At 64.8% G+C, this 11,791-nt stretch carries 14 protein-coding genes; 4 read left to right on the top strand and 10 right to left on the bottom strand.

The features are described 5' to 3' along the window. Positions 1-12 precede the first annotated feature (12 nt). Both WI560_RS27530 and WI560_RS27525 read right to left on the bottom strand, forming a co-directional pair. A complete protein-coding gene (locus WI560_RS27530; protein ID WP_375305712.1) occupies positions 13-417 on the bottom strand; it encodes a nuclear transport factor 2 family protein in 405 nt (134 codons plus the stop codon). 338 nt (positions 418-755) lie between these two features. After that, positions 756-1,022: a hypothetical protein gene (locus WI560_RS27525; protein ID WP_375305711.1), complete on the bottom strand. Its 267-nt coding sequence runs from the start codon at positions 1,020-1,022 to the stop codon at positions 756-758. A gap of 174 nt (positions 1,023-1,196) precedes the next feature. On the opposite strand from WI560_RS27525, the gene tenA reads away from it, so the two are divergent. Beyond that, the gene (tenA, locus tag WI560_RS27520; protein WP_375305710.1) at positions 1,197-1,871 is read left to right on the top strand and encodes a thiaminase II; all 675 of its coding nucleotides are present in this window, start codon (positions 1,197-1,199) and stop codon (positions 1,869-1,871) included. Positions 1,872-1,895: 24 nt separating this feature from the next. Here the strand turns inward: tenA and WI560_RS27515 are convergent, their stop codons facing one another. The 3 genes from WI560_RS27515 to WI560_RS27505 are packed head-to-tail and all read right to left on the bottom strand — an operon-like array spanning position 1,896 to position 4,939. Continuing rightward, positions 1,896-2,840, bottom strand: coding sequence for an AEC family transporter (locus WI560_RS27515; RefSeq protein ID WP_375305709.1), 945 nt, complete (start codon positions 2,838-2,840; stop codon positions 1,896-1,898). A gap of 6 nt (positions 2,841-2,846) precedes the next feature. After that, positions 2,847-3,776 carry an HpcH/HpaI aldolase/citrate lyase family protein gene (locus WI560_RS27510; RefSeq protein ID WP_375305708.1) on the bottom strand — a complete coding sequence of 310 codons (930 nt, stop codon included), beginning with the start codon at positions 3,774-3,776 and terminating at the stop codon, positions 2,847-2,849. After that, positions 3,773-4,939 carry a CaiB/BaiF CoA transferase family protein gene (locus tag WI560_RS27505; RefSeq protein ID WP_375305707.1) on the bottom strand — a complete coding sequence of 389 codons (1,167 nt, stop codon included), beginning with the start codon at positions 4,937-4,939 and terminating at the stop codon, positions 3,773-3,775. Before WI560_RS27505 ends, WI560_RS27510 begins: the two co-directional genes overlap by 4 nt. 452 nt (positions 4,940-5,391) lie before the next feature. Here WI560_RS27505 and WI560_RS27500 point away from each other — a divergent pair, with 452 nt between their 5' ends. Both WI560_RS27500 and WI560_RS27495 read left to right on the top strand, forming a co-directional pair. Further along, positions 5,392-5,736 (top strand): hypothetical protein, encoded by a 345-nt coding sequence (locus WI560_RS27500; protein WP_375305706.1) that lies wholly within the window; start codon positions 5,392-5,394, stop codon positions 5,734-5,736. Between the two features lie 355 nt (positions 5,737-6,091). After that, positions 6,092-6,769, top strand: a complete 678-nt coding sequence (locus tag WI560_RS27495) for a ParA family protein (protein WP_025032179.1) — start codon at positions 6,092-6,094, stop codon at positions 6,767-6,769. Between the two features lie 190 nt (positions 6,770-6,959). Here the strand turns inward: WI560_RS27495 and WI560_RS27490 are convergent, their stop codons facing one another. The 5 genes from WI560_RS27490 to trxB form a co-directional block, all read right to left on the bottom strand. Continuing rightward, complete coding sequence (locus WI560_RS27490; protein ID WP_155253294.1) at positions 6,960-7,106, bottom strand: hypothetical protein; 147 nt, start codon at positions 7,104-7,106, stop codon at positions 6,960-6,962. A 151-nt stretch (positions 7,107-7,257) separates the two neighbouring features. After that, on the bottom strand, positions 7,258-7,404 hold the full coding sequence (locus WI560_RS27485) for a hypothetical protein (RefSeq protein WP_375305705.1): 147 nt from the start codon (positions 7,402-7,404) through the stop codon (positions 7,258-7,260). 282 nt (positions 7,405-7,686) lie between these two features. Then, on the bottom strand, positions 7,687-8,595 hold the full coding sequence (gene dapA, locus WI560_RS27480) for a 4-hydroxy-tetrahydrodipicolinate synthase (protein WP_375305704.1): 909 nt from the start codon (positions 8,593-8,595) through the stop codon (positions 7,687-7,689). A 458-nt stretch (positions 8,596-9,053) separates the two neighbouring features. Beyond that, entirely contained in the window at positions 9,054-9,977 is a 924-nt protein-coding gene (locus tag WI560_RS27475; RefSeq protein WP_028134465.1) for a LysR family transcriptional regulator, read from the bottom strand. 5 nt (positions 9,978-9,982) lie between these two features. Beyond that, positions 9,983-10,948: a thioredoxin-disulfide reductase gene (gene trxB, locus WI560_RS27470; RefSeq protein WP_028134466.1), complete on the bottom strand. Its 966-nt coding sequence runs from the start codon at positions 10,946-10,948 to the stop codon at positions 9,983-9,985. Between the two features lie 264 nt (positions 10,949-11,212). On the opposite strand from trxB, the gene WI560_RS27465 reads away from it, so the two are divergent. Beyond that, on the top strand, positions 11,213-11,701 hold the full coding sequence (locus tag WI560_RS27465; RefSeq protein ID WP_375305703.1) for an Lrp/AsnC family transcriptional regulator: 489 nt from the start codon (positions 11,213-11,215) through the stop codon (positions 11,699-11,701). Positions 11,702-11,791: the final 90 nt, after the last annotated feature.

Below are 11,791 nucleotides of genomic sequence, written 5' to 3'. Positions count from 1 at the left end.
ACCGTCGCGCCCTCACGCAATCATCGCCTTGATCTGCGCCGTATCCGCAAACTCGATCAGCTCCGCGATCTTCCCATCCTCAAATCTGAACAGGTCCAAGATCTCGGTGCTGACCGCCTTTCCGGTCGGGTGGTATCGCACATTGACGCGGGAATGGACGGCGACGCGGTCGCCGTCCACCAGCTCGGCCAGGATCTCGCGGCCTTCGAAGCCGAAGCCCTTGGTGAATTGGCCGAAAGCTTCGCGCAGGGTCGCGTGGCCCTGCATTGTTCCTGCTAATTCGAGCGCGCTCTTGTTGCCCATCAGGGTGAATGCGCCTTCGGGATGAAAGGCCGACACGAGGCTCTCGGTGTCACCGCCGTCACGCGCGGCGTAGCCGGCCCTGATCAATGCAAGCATGTCTTCGCGGTTTGCCATGTGCCCCTCCCTGCAATGTGTATCGGGGCAGCTTAGCGACCTTTGCGTGCAAAGGCAAAATGATCGCGAGATCGTAAGAGCTCCAGCGCGCCAAAGCGTGGTCGTTCGCTTTCGTTCCCCGCTTCCGGCAGAAAACGACGGGAGCACCGGCGAACCTTTCATGACCCCGGGTGTTTGTAGCTGCGGCAGGACTGACAAAGCTGAGGGAGCTGCGCTATGAACGGAATTATCTATATCATCGGCCTGATCGTCGTGATTGCTGCGGTGCTCTCGTTCTTCGGCCTGCGCTGATTGGCAATTTGGGCAAGGCCGAGCGGCGTCGACCGTAAAGCCTCGCCTCACCCCGTCACCACCCACGCCACCGCCGGCAGCGTCGCCGCCGCCAGCAACGTCCCCAGCGCCACCGCGCCCGCGACCGGGTTCACCAGCCGCTGATACCGCACCGCGAAGATGTAAGTATTGCGCCGGTCGGCATCGCTGCGAACAGCACGACGACGCCGGCGGCGATCGGCGGTAGGTCGAGCAGTTTTGCCAGAACGCGGCGGCCGGCATGGCGCCAGATTGAGTGCGCATCTCACCAGGATGCTCAGCTTCTCCCCCTTCACCGCGAAAGCGGGGCAGGTTCATGCCAAGCGATCAGCGCGGCTCGAAGCGGGGCCCATCCGCAACGTTGCTCAAAGCCAGCTTTGCCCGCCGCCACCGTAGCTCCTCCGTTCGCAATGCGCTATCGGTAGCGAGCCAATGACGTTTGATGGACAAGCAAGCAGGCGGAAAAGATCGTGAGTTTTTTCGAGCGTCTCAAGACAGCCGCGTCCACTGAGTGGCGGGCCTATACGGAGCATCCCTTCACGAACGGATTGGCAGACGGCTCGCTGCCCGAAACGGCGTTTCGTCACTACCTCGTTCAGGACTATTTGTTCCTCATCGAGTTTGCGCGGGCCTACGCGCTCGCGGTCTACAAGTCGCCCAGGCTTGCCGACATGCGTGAAGCCACGGCCGGCCTTTCGGCCATCCTTGATGTCGAGATGAACCTGCATGTGAAGCTCTGTGCCGAATGGGGCCTGTCCCCGAGCGACCTTGAACAAGCCCCTCCGGCGGCCGAGATGCTGGCCTATACGCGCTACGTGTTGGATGCAGGAATGCGCGGCGATCTGCTGGCGCTCAAGGTCGCGCTTGCGCCTTGCGTGATCGGGTACGCGGAGATCGCAACGCGGCTGGCGTCGCGGCCGCAAGCTGACGCTGCGACGAATGCCTATCGCGTCTGGATCAACGAATATGCCGGCGTGCCGTACCAGGAGGTCGCGGCAAAAGCGCGGACGCATATGGAGCATCTCGCCGATCTCTACGCCACGCCGGCCCGCGAGGCCGAGCTGATTGCGATCTTCAAGGAAGCCACCCGCCTGGAGGCAGACTTCTGGGAGATGGCCTGGCGCGCCGGCCGGGCTGTCGCATAGCGGTGTCGGCAAACGACAGGCCGCCTACTTCCCTCCCGCCACCACCCACACCACCACCGGCAACGTCACCGCCGCCAGCAGGGTGCCGAGCGCCACCGCGCCCGACACCGGGTTCACCAGTCGCTGATACTGCACCGCGAAGATGTAGGCGTTCGCGCCGGTCGGCATTGCCGCGAACAGCACGACGACGCCGGCGGCGATCGGTGGCAGGTCGAGCAGTCTGGCCAGCACGAACGCCGCGGCCGGCATGGCGAGCAGCTTGAGCGCGCACATCACCAGGATGCTCAGCTTCTCGCCCTTCACCTCGAAGCGGAACAAATTGATGCCGAGCGCGATCAGCGCGGTCGGCGAGCCCGCCTGTGCCAAGAGCTCGATGGTTCGGTCGACGACGGGGGTGAGGCCGAGTCCGGTGAAGCGCCAGATCACGCCGAAGCCGATCGCGAGCATCAGCGGATTGCGGGCAAGGTCGGCCAGAACGGGATAGATCACCGACAGCGCCGAGCCCGTTCGCTTGCGGCTGACCAGCTCCATCTGCAGGATGCCGCAAAGCCAGAGCAGCGGCGTGTTCACCGACAGGATCAGCGCCATCGGGCCCGCGGCCTCGTTGCCGAGCGCCGAGAGCACCAGCGGAATGCCGAGCATCACGATGTTGCCGTAGACCGAGCCGATCGCGAACACGACGCCGTCCTCGCTGCTGCCGCGCCGCGCGCGCAGCAGCGCGGAGATCGCGAGCGCCGCGATCCAGGTCAGGGCGAGCGCGCCGTAATAAGCGCCCCACATTCTGTAGGGACTGACATCGGGGAATTCCGAGACGACGATGGTGCGGAAGAGCAGGGCGGGGATCGCGATGCTGAAGGCGAACTCGCTGATGCCCTTGTGCGCGCTGTCGGAGACGAAGCGAAACAGCACCGCGGCATAGCCGGCGGCGATCAGCGCAAACACCGGCGCGACGATCAGAAGCGTGGCCATGCGTGCTTACGATCCCAGGGCGATGATCCGGCGCGCCATGCGCACATTGGCATAGTCGATCATCTTGCCGTCCAGCGTCACCGCGCCCTGCCCATTTGCCTCCGCCTGCTCCATGGCCTCGACGATCCGCCGCGCCTGTTCCAGCTCCGCGGCCGACGGTGTGAACGCGCGCAGCGTCGGCTCGATCTGGTCGGGATGGATGACCTGCTTGCCGTCGAATCCCATCACTGCTGCCTTTTGCGCGCTGCTTTCGGTGAGCCTCTCATCGCGGAACGCGCCGCAGGGGCCGTCGATGGCGAGAAGGCCGCGCGCGCGGGCGGCCACCAGCACGCGCATCATGGGATAGGCGAACAGGTCGAGCGGCGCTGCGGCATAGCCGCTTTGCGCCGATCCGACATGGCGGTAGCCGTCCGGCGACACGCCGATGTCGGAGGTGCGGGCGCCGATCGACGCCGCGAAGTCGCCGACGCCGAGATGCAGCGCGGCGACGCTGTCGTGGCAGGCGGCGAGCGCATCGACATTGACGAGGCCGAGCGCGGTCTCGATCAGCAATTCCAGCGCGGCCGGCGCGGCGCGATCCGGCGCGGCCGCACGCAGCTGCTCGGCAATTGCAACGATGTCGCTCATGCGCTCCGCCTTCGGCACGATCAAGGCATCCAGCCGCGGCAGCGCCGCCAGCGCGCGGACCTCGTCCGTAATGAACGGGCTGTCGACGGCGTTGATCCTGACCGTGACGCGCTTGTTGCCCCAGTCGAGCGCGGCGAGGGATTGCACGGCCTCGCCAAGCGCAAGGCTCTTCTCCGACGGCGGCACCGCGTCCTCGAGGTCCATGAACACCGCATCCGCCATCGAGGCCGCGGCCTTGGCGACGAGACGGGCGCGATGCGCGGGGACGGCGAGGTAGGCCCGTGTGGGCCGCTGATGCGCCATCGTCATGGCTCCTTCACCAGGCCGAGTTCACTGATGATGGCCTCATTGTGCTGCCCCACGTCCGGCACCGGATCCATCCGCGGCTTCAGGCCGGGAATGGTCAGCGCGGGCAGGAAGCTCATCACCGGCCCGCGCGGCGATCCCACGCTTGTCACGCGCGAGCGCGCATGCAGCTGCTCGTGCGCCAGGAACGCCTCGACCGAATTCAGATGCGCGTTGGCGACCCCGGCCTCATCCAGCAGCCGCAGCACCGCCTCGCCGGTCATCGCGGCAAAGCGCTGCTCGATATGCGCCTGCAGCTCGTCGCGGTTCTGCATGCGCAGCGGATTGGTGCGGAAGCGCGGGTCGTCGGCGAAGCCGGCATCGCCGAGCACGATGCGGCACAGCGAGCGCCATTCCCGGTCGTTCTGGATGCCGAAGAAGACAGTCGCGCCGTCGCCGATCCGGAACGGGCCGTAGGGCGCGATCGTGGCGTGCCGGGCGCCGGTGCGCGGCAGCGGCCGGCCGGTGCTGTGCGTGTAGAAGGCGGGATAGCTCATCCAGTCCGTGATGGAATCGAACAGCGAGGCCTGGAACGCCGTGCCCTTGCCGGTCCGCTCGCGGCGGTACAGCGCCATCAGGACGCCGTTGAGGATGTACATGCCGGTGGCGATATCGACCACGGAAAGCCCGACCTTCGCCGGCTCCGCCTCGGTGCCGTTGATGGCGAGCACGCCAGCCTCGCACTGGACCAGGAGGTCATAGGCCTTCTTGTCGCTGTAGGGGCCGCCGGGGCCATAGCCCGAGACGTCGCAGGCGATGATGCGCGGATGCTTTTGGAGCAGCGATGCGGCATCGAGGCCGAGCCGCTCCGCCGCGCCCGGCGCGAGGTTCTGGATGAACACGTCGGCCTGCGGCAGCAGGGCGTCGAGCACCTTGCGGCCGTCCTCGCTCTTGATGTCGATGGCAAGGCTTTCCTTGGAGCGGTTGGTCCAGACGAACTGGCTCGACATGCCGTTCATCACATGGTCGTAATCCCGGCAGAAATCCCCGCTGCCCGGCCGCTCGATCTTGATCACCCGCGCGCCCCAATCCGCGAGGTGACGGCTCGCCAGCGGCGCCGCGATCGCCTGCTCCAGCGAGACCACCGTGACGCCCGCCAGCGGCAGCTCCGCTTCGTTCCCTTCCATGCAACCTTCTCCTCGCGTGCGCTTTTCGACCGGCGCAGGAGACAAGCCGGCCACCCCACGCGCATCTTCTTGATCTTGCCATGATGCCCCCGTTTTGCCCGACAAGTCAAACAGGGCTTCGCTTAATCCTAAAAAATGCCGAGCGATTACCGTGACTTGGCTACTGTGCATGGGGTTGTTTTCGCAGTTTTTGTGAGAGACGTCTCTCACGTCATCCCCGCGTTCCCGGGTGGTCGTCATGCCCGGGCTTGTCCCGGGCATCCACGTTCTTGGTGCTGAGTGACAAGGCGTGGATGGCCGGGACAAGCCCGGCCATGACGCGTGGACACGTAGGAGGAAGCCTGCCCCGCCTGTTGCCGAGACCGCACAGCTTGCGGCTTTCGCATCTCCCTCCGTTGCCAACGAACAGCGGTTCACCCACTATCCGCGCGACTCGACATGTGGGGGATTCGATGCCGGCGCTTCGCTTCAAGACATCCTTGGCTGCTGCAACCCTCGCCATGGTCCTCGCCGTGCTGGTCCAGCCCGGCGCCGGCTTCGCCTACACCCAGGAGGAGCAGCAGGCCTGCACGCCGGATGCGATGCGGCTGTGCGGCGAGTTCGTTCCGAACGTCGATGCCATCACCGCCTGCATGATCAGGAAGAAGACGCAGCTCTCGCCGCAATGCCGGGTGTTCTTCCGCCCCGGACCCGAGCCCGGCGAGATGCGCGCCGGCAAGCCGACCAACATCGCGCCCAAAACCGCGAAGAAGAGCACCAAGCCGGCGGCCAAGAAGAAGAAGACCAGCGACGGCTGAGGACGCAGCGGCTGCGTTCCTGTTTCGAGACCTCGTAAGGTAACGGACTCCTTTTGTTCGCGCAGGGCGGCGCGAGGCCTGCGACATCGACGGAGAGGCGCGACGGAAAAGAGTCGGGGACGGATATGCGCGGCGAGGTTGCATTCCGCTTTGATGCCGAACGAATGCTCAAAAAACGCACACAACGCAGCGTCTGATGGCGGCTCGTGTCGCGCCTCGCACGCCGCAGTGTGACTCAAAAGCCAGCACGCCTTGTTATTTCGTGACCGCAGCGCAACTCCCGATAAATTTATCTTTCACGAATCAGCGCGGTGATTCATTTTCGCGGCCTGGGGTCAATCTGGAGGCCGAAGGTATGAACGTTATTGTTTTTGCATCGCGTAAAGGCGGCTCGGGCAAGAGTACCCTCGCCGCACATCTTGCCGCACAGATCAAGGCGAGCAAGCAGGTCATGCTCGTGGACGCGGACCCGCAGGGCTCGCTGACGCTGTGGCACAAGCTGCGCGGCACCAACGAACCGCCGATCAAGGCGGCCGTGAACTCCGTCAGCGGCATCGTCTCCGCTGCCAAGCGCGACGGTTATGAATGGGTGTTGATCGACACGCCGCCGAACCTCTCGGCCGTGGTCGACGACGCGATCAAGAACGCCACCATGGTGGTGATTCCCGCCCGTCCCGGCGTGTTCGATGTCAACGCGGTGCAGGAGACCATCCAGATGTGCCGCGCCGCGCGCAAGCCCTATGCGGTCGTGCTCAACGGTGCGCCGGCCAAGCGCGACGAAGCCGAGAGCCCGATCGTCACCATCGCCCGCGAAGCCCTGGCGAAATTCCGTGCGCCGGTGTGGGGCGGCCAGATCACCAACCGTTCGGATTTGCTGATGGCGCTGAGCCACGGCGAGGGCGCGCGGGAGTATCAGGCCGAGAGCCGTGCGGCCCAGGAAATCGCAAGGCTGTGGGCGGCGATCGAGCGTTCAGTGAAGGCCATTCGCGGCACGGCGTCGGCGTCCGGCGCAATGCACAAGCAGGCAGCCTAATTTTTTTATAAATCATTCCCCGGACGAAAAACGCGCGGTGTCCGCGCGTTTTGCGTTTCTGGATGATGGTCCGTCATGCCCGGGCTTGTCCCGGGCATCTACGTTCTCGCCGTCATGTAGAAGTCCGTGGATGGCCGGGACAAGCCCGGCCATGACGACGAGGAATGAGAGCTGAACTGCAAGCCGAAGCTTACGCCACCATCAGCATGTAGAACACGATGACCGGCGACAGCGTGAGAATCACCGACCAGATGCCGACGGCCCAGAGAATGTCCTCGGTGGTAAAGCTCTGCTCGGTGGATAGCTTGCCGTATCCGGCGTCGAAATGCGACGCCATTTCATTCTGACTATTCACAATACGCCCCCGCGATTTCTTCGCTTATGGGCGTGAACGATACCCGGGATGTTTTAAGATTCCGGCTTGCAGGCTGCTGCGCATTTTGAACGCATTTGTGACGGCCGTTTAACCATCCGCGCGCGCTGCCGCCTCAGGCCAGCCAGATCCGAAACAGCAGCACCGGCATCAGGCCGAGCATCACCGCCCAGAACCCGAACGACGAAACGACGAGAATTCCCTGCAAAAGATCGGCCGGCGCGAATTGCCGGGCGGCCGTCGGCCGGACGCGATGCCCCATTGTCATTCCCCCTCTGGAAGCTCTTGGCGAGCAACGATAGGGACGGATGCGTAAACGAGACGTGGATGCGCCATGCGGCAGTTGCGAAGGGTGTTGGGGCGCGGTTAACCAAGGGAGGCGCTCTATCGCTCCCTCTCCCCGTTCTTACGGGGAGAGGGTGGGGTGAGGGGCTGCCTCGGCAAACACGGTGAGAGTTGGACTCGCGGAGGTGCCCCCTCACCCGGAATTTGCGTGCGCAAATTCCGGCCTCTCCCCGCAAGCGGGGAGAGGCGAAAGAAGCCGCTACGCCGCGATCTTCGCCCGCCGCTCGATCTCGCGATCGATCGCGGCGGCGAGCTCGCTGCTGACTTCCACCATCGGCAGGCGCACTTCCGGGCTGTCGATCAGGCCGCATCGCCACAGCCAGTACTTCGCCGGCGCCGGGCTCGGCTCGGTAAACAGCAGGCGGGTCAGCTCGGCAACCTCTTGCCAGCGCGCCTGCGCCGCCTCGTGGTTGCCGCGCTTGTGCTCGGCATATACAGCCGCAAAGGTCGCGGTCTCGACATGCGCCGACAGCACGATGCCGCCGTCGGCGCCGTCGGTGAGCGCCTCGAAATAGTTCGCATCCTCGCCGGTGAGCACGCGGAATTCCTTCGGGCGGTCGCGCAGCAACGCGATGGATTGCTCGCGGCTGGCGCCGCAATCCTTCAGGCCCACGATGTTCCTGTGCTCGGCGAGCCGCAGCATGGTCTGGTTGGTGATGTTCACCGAGGTGCGATAGGGAATGTTGTAGAGCGCAAGCGGCCACGCCGCGTGATCGGCCAGCGCCTCGAAATGCGCCAGCAGGCCGCGCTGCGAGGGCCGCACGTAATAGGGGCTCGCGATCAGATAACCGTCGATCGGCCAGTCCGCGGTCTCGTCGAGACGTTCCTGCAGCCGCGCGGTGTCGGCGCCCGACAGGCCAAGGAAGACCGGCAAGGTGCGGCGGCCGGCCGCCATCTCCTCGCTGACGACCGCGACGAGACGTTCGAGCTCGGCCTCGCGCAGCGTCATGCCTTCGCCGGAGGTCGCGCCCAGGATGAAGCCGTCGATGCCTTGCGCGCTGTAGTGCCGCGTCAGCCGCCGCAGCGACCGCTCGTCGAGGGCGCCGTTCTGGAACGGCGTCACCAGCGGCAACCACAGCCCGTGCAATTGTTCCTGTAGTCCAGTCATGTTTCCATCTCCTTCTCGGGAAAAAGACCTGAGACGGAGGGCACATGAAAAACCCCGTCCAGGCGGCGGGGTTTTCGAAGATTTGCAGCGATGACGAAGCTTGGCTAGTGCGCGCAAAAATCCGAGGCCCCGGGATGGGGGCCTTTTTTCGAGGCGACGGCCTCGAACGAGATTGCGCACGACTTCGTGATCATTTGCAAATGATGCGGGGTATGCGTGGAACTGTCAATACACGCGGAGGGCGAGGGCCATCTGCACGAAAAAAAGCCGGACCCGAAGGCCCGGCTTAGGTATTGGCCACGTGAGGCCGACACAATCACCTTCCAAGAGGGATTACTGAACTCCCGCGCCACTGGAGGAGGGGGACAAACGCAACGCGAAGGCTCAGCGTGCAAACAGTATGGGCTTGACGAGCGGCCTCCAGCAACAGCCGAGGCCGCATGTCAGTCATGCGGAAATTAGGACGGCCAGCGCTGCGCCTTGCTGACCACGAAGTCGCGGAACACCTGCACGCGCGCCACCGTTTTCAGCTCCTCGGGATAGACGAAATAGGTATCGAGCTGGATCGAATCCGACTCGCCGAACAGCTGCACGAGTTTGCTCTGTTCCTCGACGAGGTAGTCGGGCAGGGCGGCGATGCCGAGGCCCTGCTGACAGGCGCGCACGAGACCGAGGATGTTGTTCACCCTGAAATAGGCCTCGCGCGGACCGGAGCCGTTGCGCCCGGCTTCGACCAGCCAGTTGCGGTTCTGCAGATGTGGCGCGAAGTGGCCGTCGGCGAGCGTGATGATGCGGTGGGAGTCGAGCTCCTCCAGCGTGCGCGGCGTGCCGAAGCGCTTGATGTATTCCGGCGAGCAATAGGCGTGGAAGCCCATTGCGAACAGCTTGCGCTGGATCAGATCCGGCTGCGTCGGCTTGCGGGTGCGGATCGCGACATCCGCCTCGCGCATCGACAGATCCAGCTCCTCGTCGGTGACGATCAGCGAGATCCGGATCTCGGGATAGAGTGCGGTGAACTCGCCGAGCCGCGGGATCAGCCAGTTGATGCCGACGCCGGGCGTGGTGGTGATCTTGAGGTCGCCGCTCGGCCGCTCGCGGCTGTCGGTGAGCTTGGCGCGCGCCGCCTGCAACTGCATGAACACGTCATGCGCGGTGCGGAACAGCAGGTCGCCCTGCTCGGTGAGGATCAGGCCGCGGGCGTGGCGGTGGAACAGCGAGACCGAAAGCTCCTGCTCCAGCGCCGAGACCTGGCGCGACACCGCCGATTGCGACAGGCCGAGCTGCTCGCCCGCATGCGTGAAGCTGCCCGCTTCCGCCGCTGCGTGAAACACCTTCAGCTTGTCCCAGTCCATATCCGTAAATCCGTCGCGTGTTCGAGGCATGATCGTTATTCCGCTGCCGCGCGCTCGCTGGCGCGCAGGGCCAAGAAACGTTCGGCCTCGAGCGCTGCCATGCAGCCGAGGCCTGCGGCCGTCACGGCCTGGCGATAGGTCTCGTCGGCGACGTCGCCGGCGGCGAACAGGCCGGGCACCGAAGTGGCGGTCGAGTTCGGGGCGACCTCGACATAGCCCGACGGTTTCAGCTTGATCTGGTCTTTCACGAGCTCGGTTGCCGGCGCGTGGCCGATGGCGATGAAGACGCCGTCGGTCTTCACGTCCGTCAGCGCGCCGGTCTTGACGTTCTTCAGGCGGACATGGGTGACCTTGTTCGGGTTCTCGGTGCCGCAGATCTCGTCCACGGCCGAGTCCCAGATCACCTTGATCTTCGGATGCTTGAACAGGCGCTCCTGCAGGATGCGCTCGGCGCGGAAGTGATCGCGGCGATGCACGATGGTGACCTGCGCGGCATGGTTGGTGAGGTAGAGCGCTTCTTCGACCGCGGTATTGCCGCCGCCGACCACGACGACGTCCTTGTTGCGGTAAAAGAAGCCGTCGCAGGTGGCGCAGGCCGACACGCCGCCGCCCTGGAACTTGGCTTCGGACGGCAGCCCGAGCCAGCGGGCTTGCGCGCCGGTGGCGAGGATGACGGCGTCGGCGAGATAGACGTCGCCGGAGTCGCAGGTGAGGCGGAACGGCCGCTGCGCCGTCTCCAGCTTGGTGACCAGGTCGGTGACGATCCGGGTGCCGACATGGACCGCCTGCTTCTCCATCTGCTCCATCAGCCAGGGGCCCTGGATCACGTCGGCGAAGCCCGGATAGTTCTCGACATCGGTGGTGATGGTGAGCTGGCCGCCGGGCTGGATGCCCTGGATCAGGATCGGCTCGAGCATCGCCCGCGCGGCGTAGATCGCCGCCGTGTAGCCGGCGGGGCCGGAGCCGATAATGACGACCTTTGCATGAACGGGAGCGGACATTTCGATGGACGCCTTTCACGGGGGATTTGCAGCGCGGGCGCGGAACATGCCGGGAGGCGTTGCGGGGCGCTGAAATGTCAGAGCTAATCTAAGCCTTCTGGTGAGCTATGCAAGAATTGCATTCCCTATCGGCGGATTTTTCCAACAGGGAACAAAAGTCGATTGCGATGCACGCGCAATAAAATTGCGCTGGCGCTGCAGACTGGTTATGAGGATTGCGACAAGCCACCAAATACCGCCGTAAAGGCCAGGAGTTCCAATCACGTGTCGCGGAACCTAGACGAGATCGACCTGAAAATTCTCACCGAGATTCAGGCCGACGGTCGAATCACGAATGTCGAGCTGGCCAAGCGCGTCGGCATCTCGCCGCCGCCCTGCTTGCGCCGCGTCCGGGCGCTGGAGGAGGAGGGCTATATCCACGGCTACCGCGGCCTGTTGGACGCCCGCAAGCTCGGCTTCGACGTGACCGTGTTCGCCGCCGTGCACCTGTCCAGCCAGGCCGAGGCGGATTTGCGTGCCTTCGAGGACTTCGTCCGCGCCGAGCCGCTGGTGCGGGAGTGCTGGATGCTGTCGGGCGAGGTCGATTTCATCCTCAAATGCGTCGCCCCCGACATGGCGACGTTCCAGGATTTCGTCACGCATCTGACGGCGGCGCCCCACGTCCGCAACGTGCGGACCTCGCTGGTGCTGCACAACTCTAAATACGAGGCGGCGGTGCCGCTGGACGTGAAGGGGCGGAGGTCGCCTCTCTAGGCGTCCTGCCAGTTCCGTCATCCTGAGGTGCGAAGCACCGGGCGCAAAGCGCCCCGATGGAGAGCCTCGAAGGATGCGAGCCCGCATGCA

Origin of the sequence: Bradyrhizobium sp. A11 (assembly GCF_042077125.1) — a bacterium.
Lineage (GTDB): Bacteria > Pseudomonadota > Alphaproteobacteria > Rhizobiales > Xanthobacteraceae > Bradyrhizobium > Bradyrhizobium japonicum_B.
This window is presented reverse-complemented; position numbering and strand designations above follow the sequence as displayed.

What these genes read in the sequence shown, in the direction of transcription:
- WI560_RS27530 (WP_375305712.1), bottom strand. Translation starts at nt 417, where the DNA reads ATGGCAAACCGCGAAGACATGCTTGCATTGATCAGGGCCGGCTACGCC.
- WI560_RS27515 (WP_375305709.1), bottom strand. Translation starts at nt 2,840, where the DNA reads ATGGCCACGCTTCTGATCGTCGCGCCGGTGTTTGCGCTGATCGCCGCC.
- WI560_RS27510 (WP_375305708.1), bottom strand. Translation starts at nt 3,776, where the DNA reads ATGACGATGGCGCATCAGCGGCCCACACGGGCCTACCTCGCCGTCCCC.
- WI560_RS27505 (WP_375305707.1), bottom strand. Translation starts at nt 4,939, where the DNA reads ATGGAAGGGAACGAAGCGGAGCTGCCGCTGGCGGGCGTCACGGTGGTC.
- WI560_RS27500 (WP_375305706.1), top strand. Translation starts at nt 5,392, where the DNA reads ATGCCGGCGCTTCGCTTCAAGACATCCTTGGCTGCTGCAACCCTCGCC.
- WI560_RS27495 (WP_025032179.1), top strand. Translation starts at nt 6,092, where the DNA reads ATGAACGTTATTGTTTTTGCATCGCGTAAAGGCGGCTCGGGCAAGAGT.
- WI560_RS27490 (WP_155253294.1), bottom strand. Translation starts at nt 7,106, where the DNA reads ATGGCGTCGCATTTCGACGCCGGATACGGCAAGCTATCCACCGAGCAG.
- WI560_RS27485 (WP_375305705.1), bottom strand. Translation starts at nt 7,404, where the DNA reads ATGGGGCATCGCGTCCGGCCGACGGCCGCCCGGCAATTCGCGCCGGCC.
- dapA (WP_375305704.1), bottom strand. Translation starts at nt 8,595, where the DNA reads ATGACTGGACTACAGGAACAATTGCACGGGCTGTGGTTGCCGCTGGTG.
- WI560_RS27475 (WP_028134465.1), bottom strand. Translation starts at nt 9,977, where the DNA reads ATGCCTCGAACACGCGACGGATTTACGGATATGGACTGGGACAAGCTG.
- trxB (WP_028134466.1), bottom strand. Translation starts at nt 10,948, where the DNA reads ATGTCCGCTCCCGTTCATGCAAAGGTCGTCATTATCGGCTCCGGCCCC.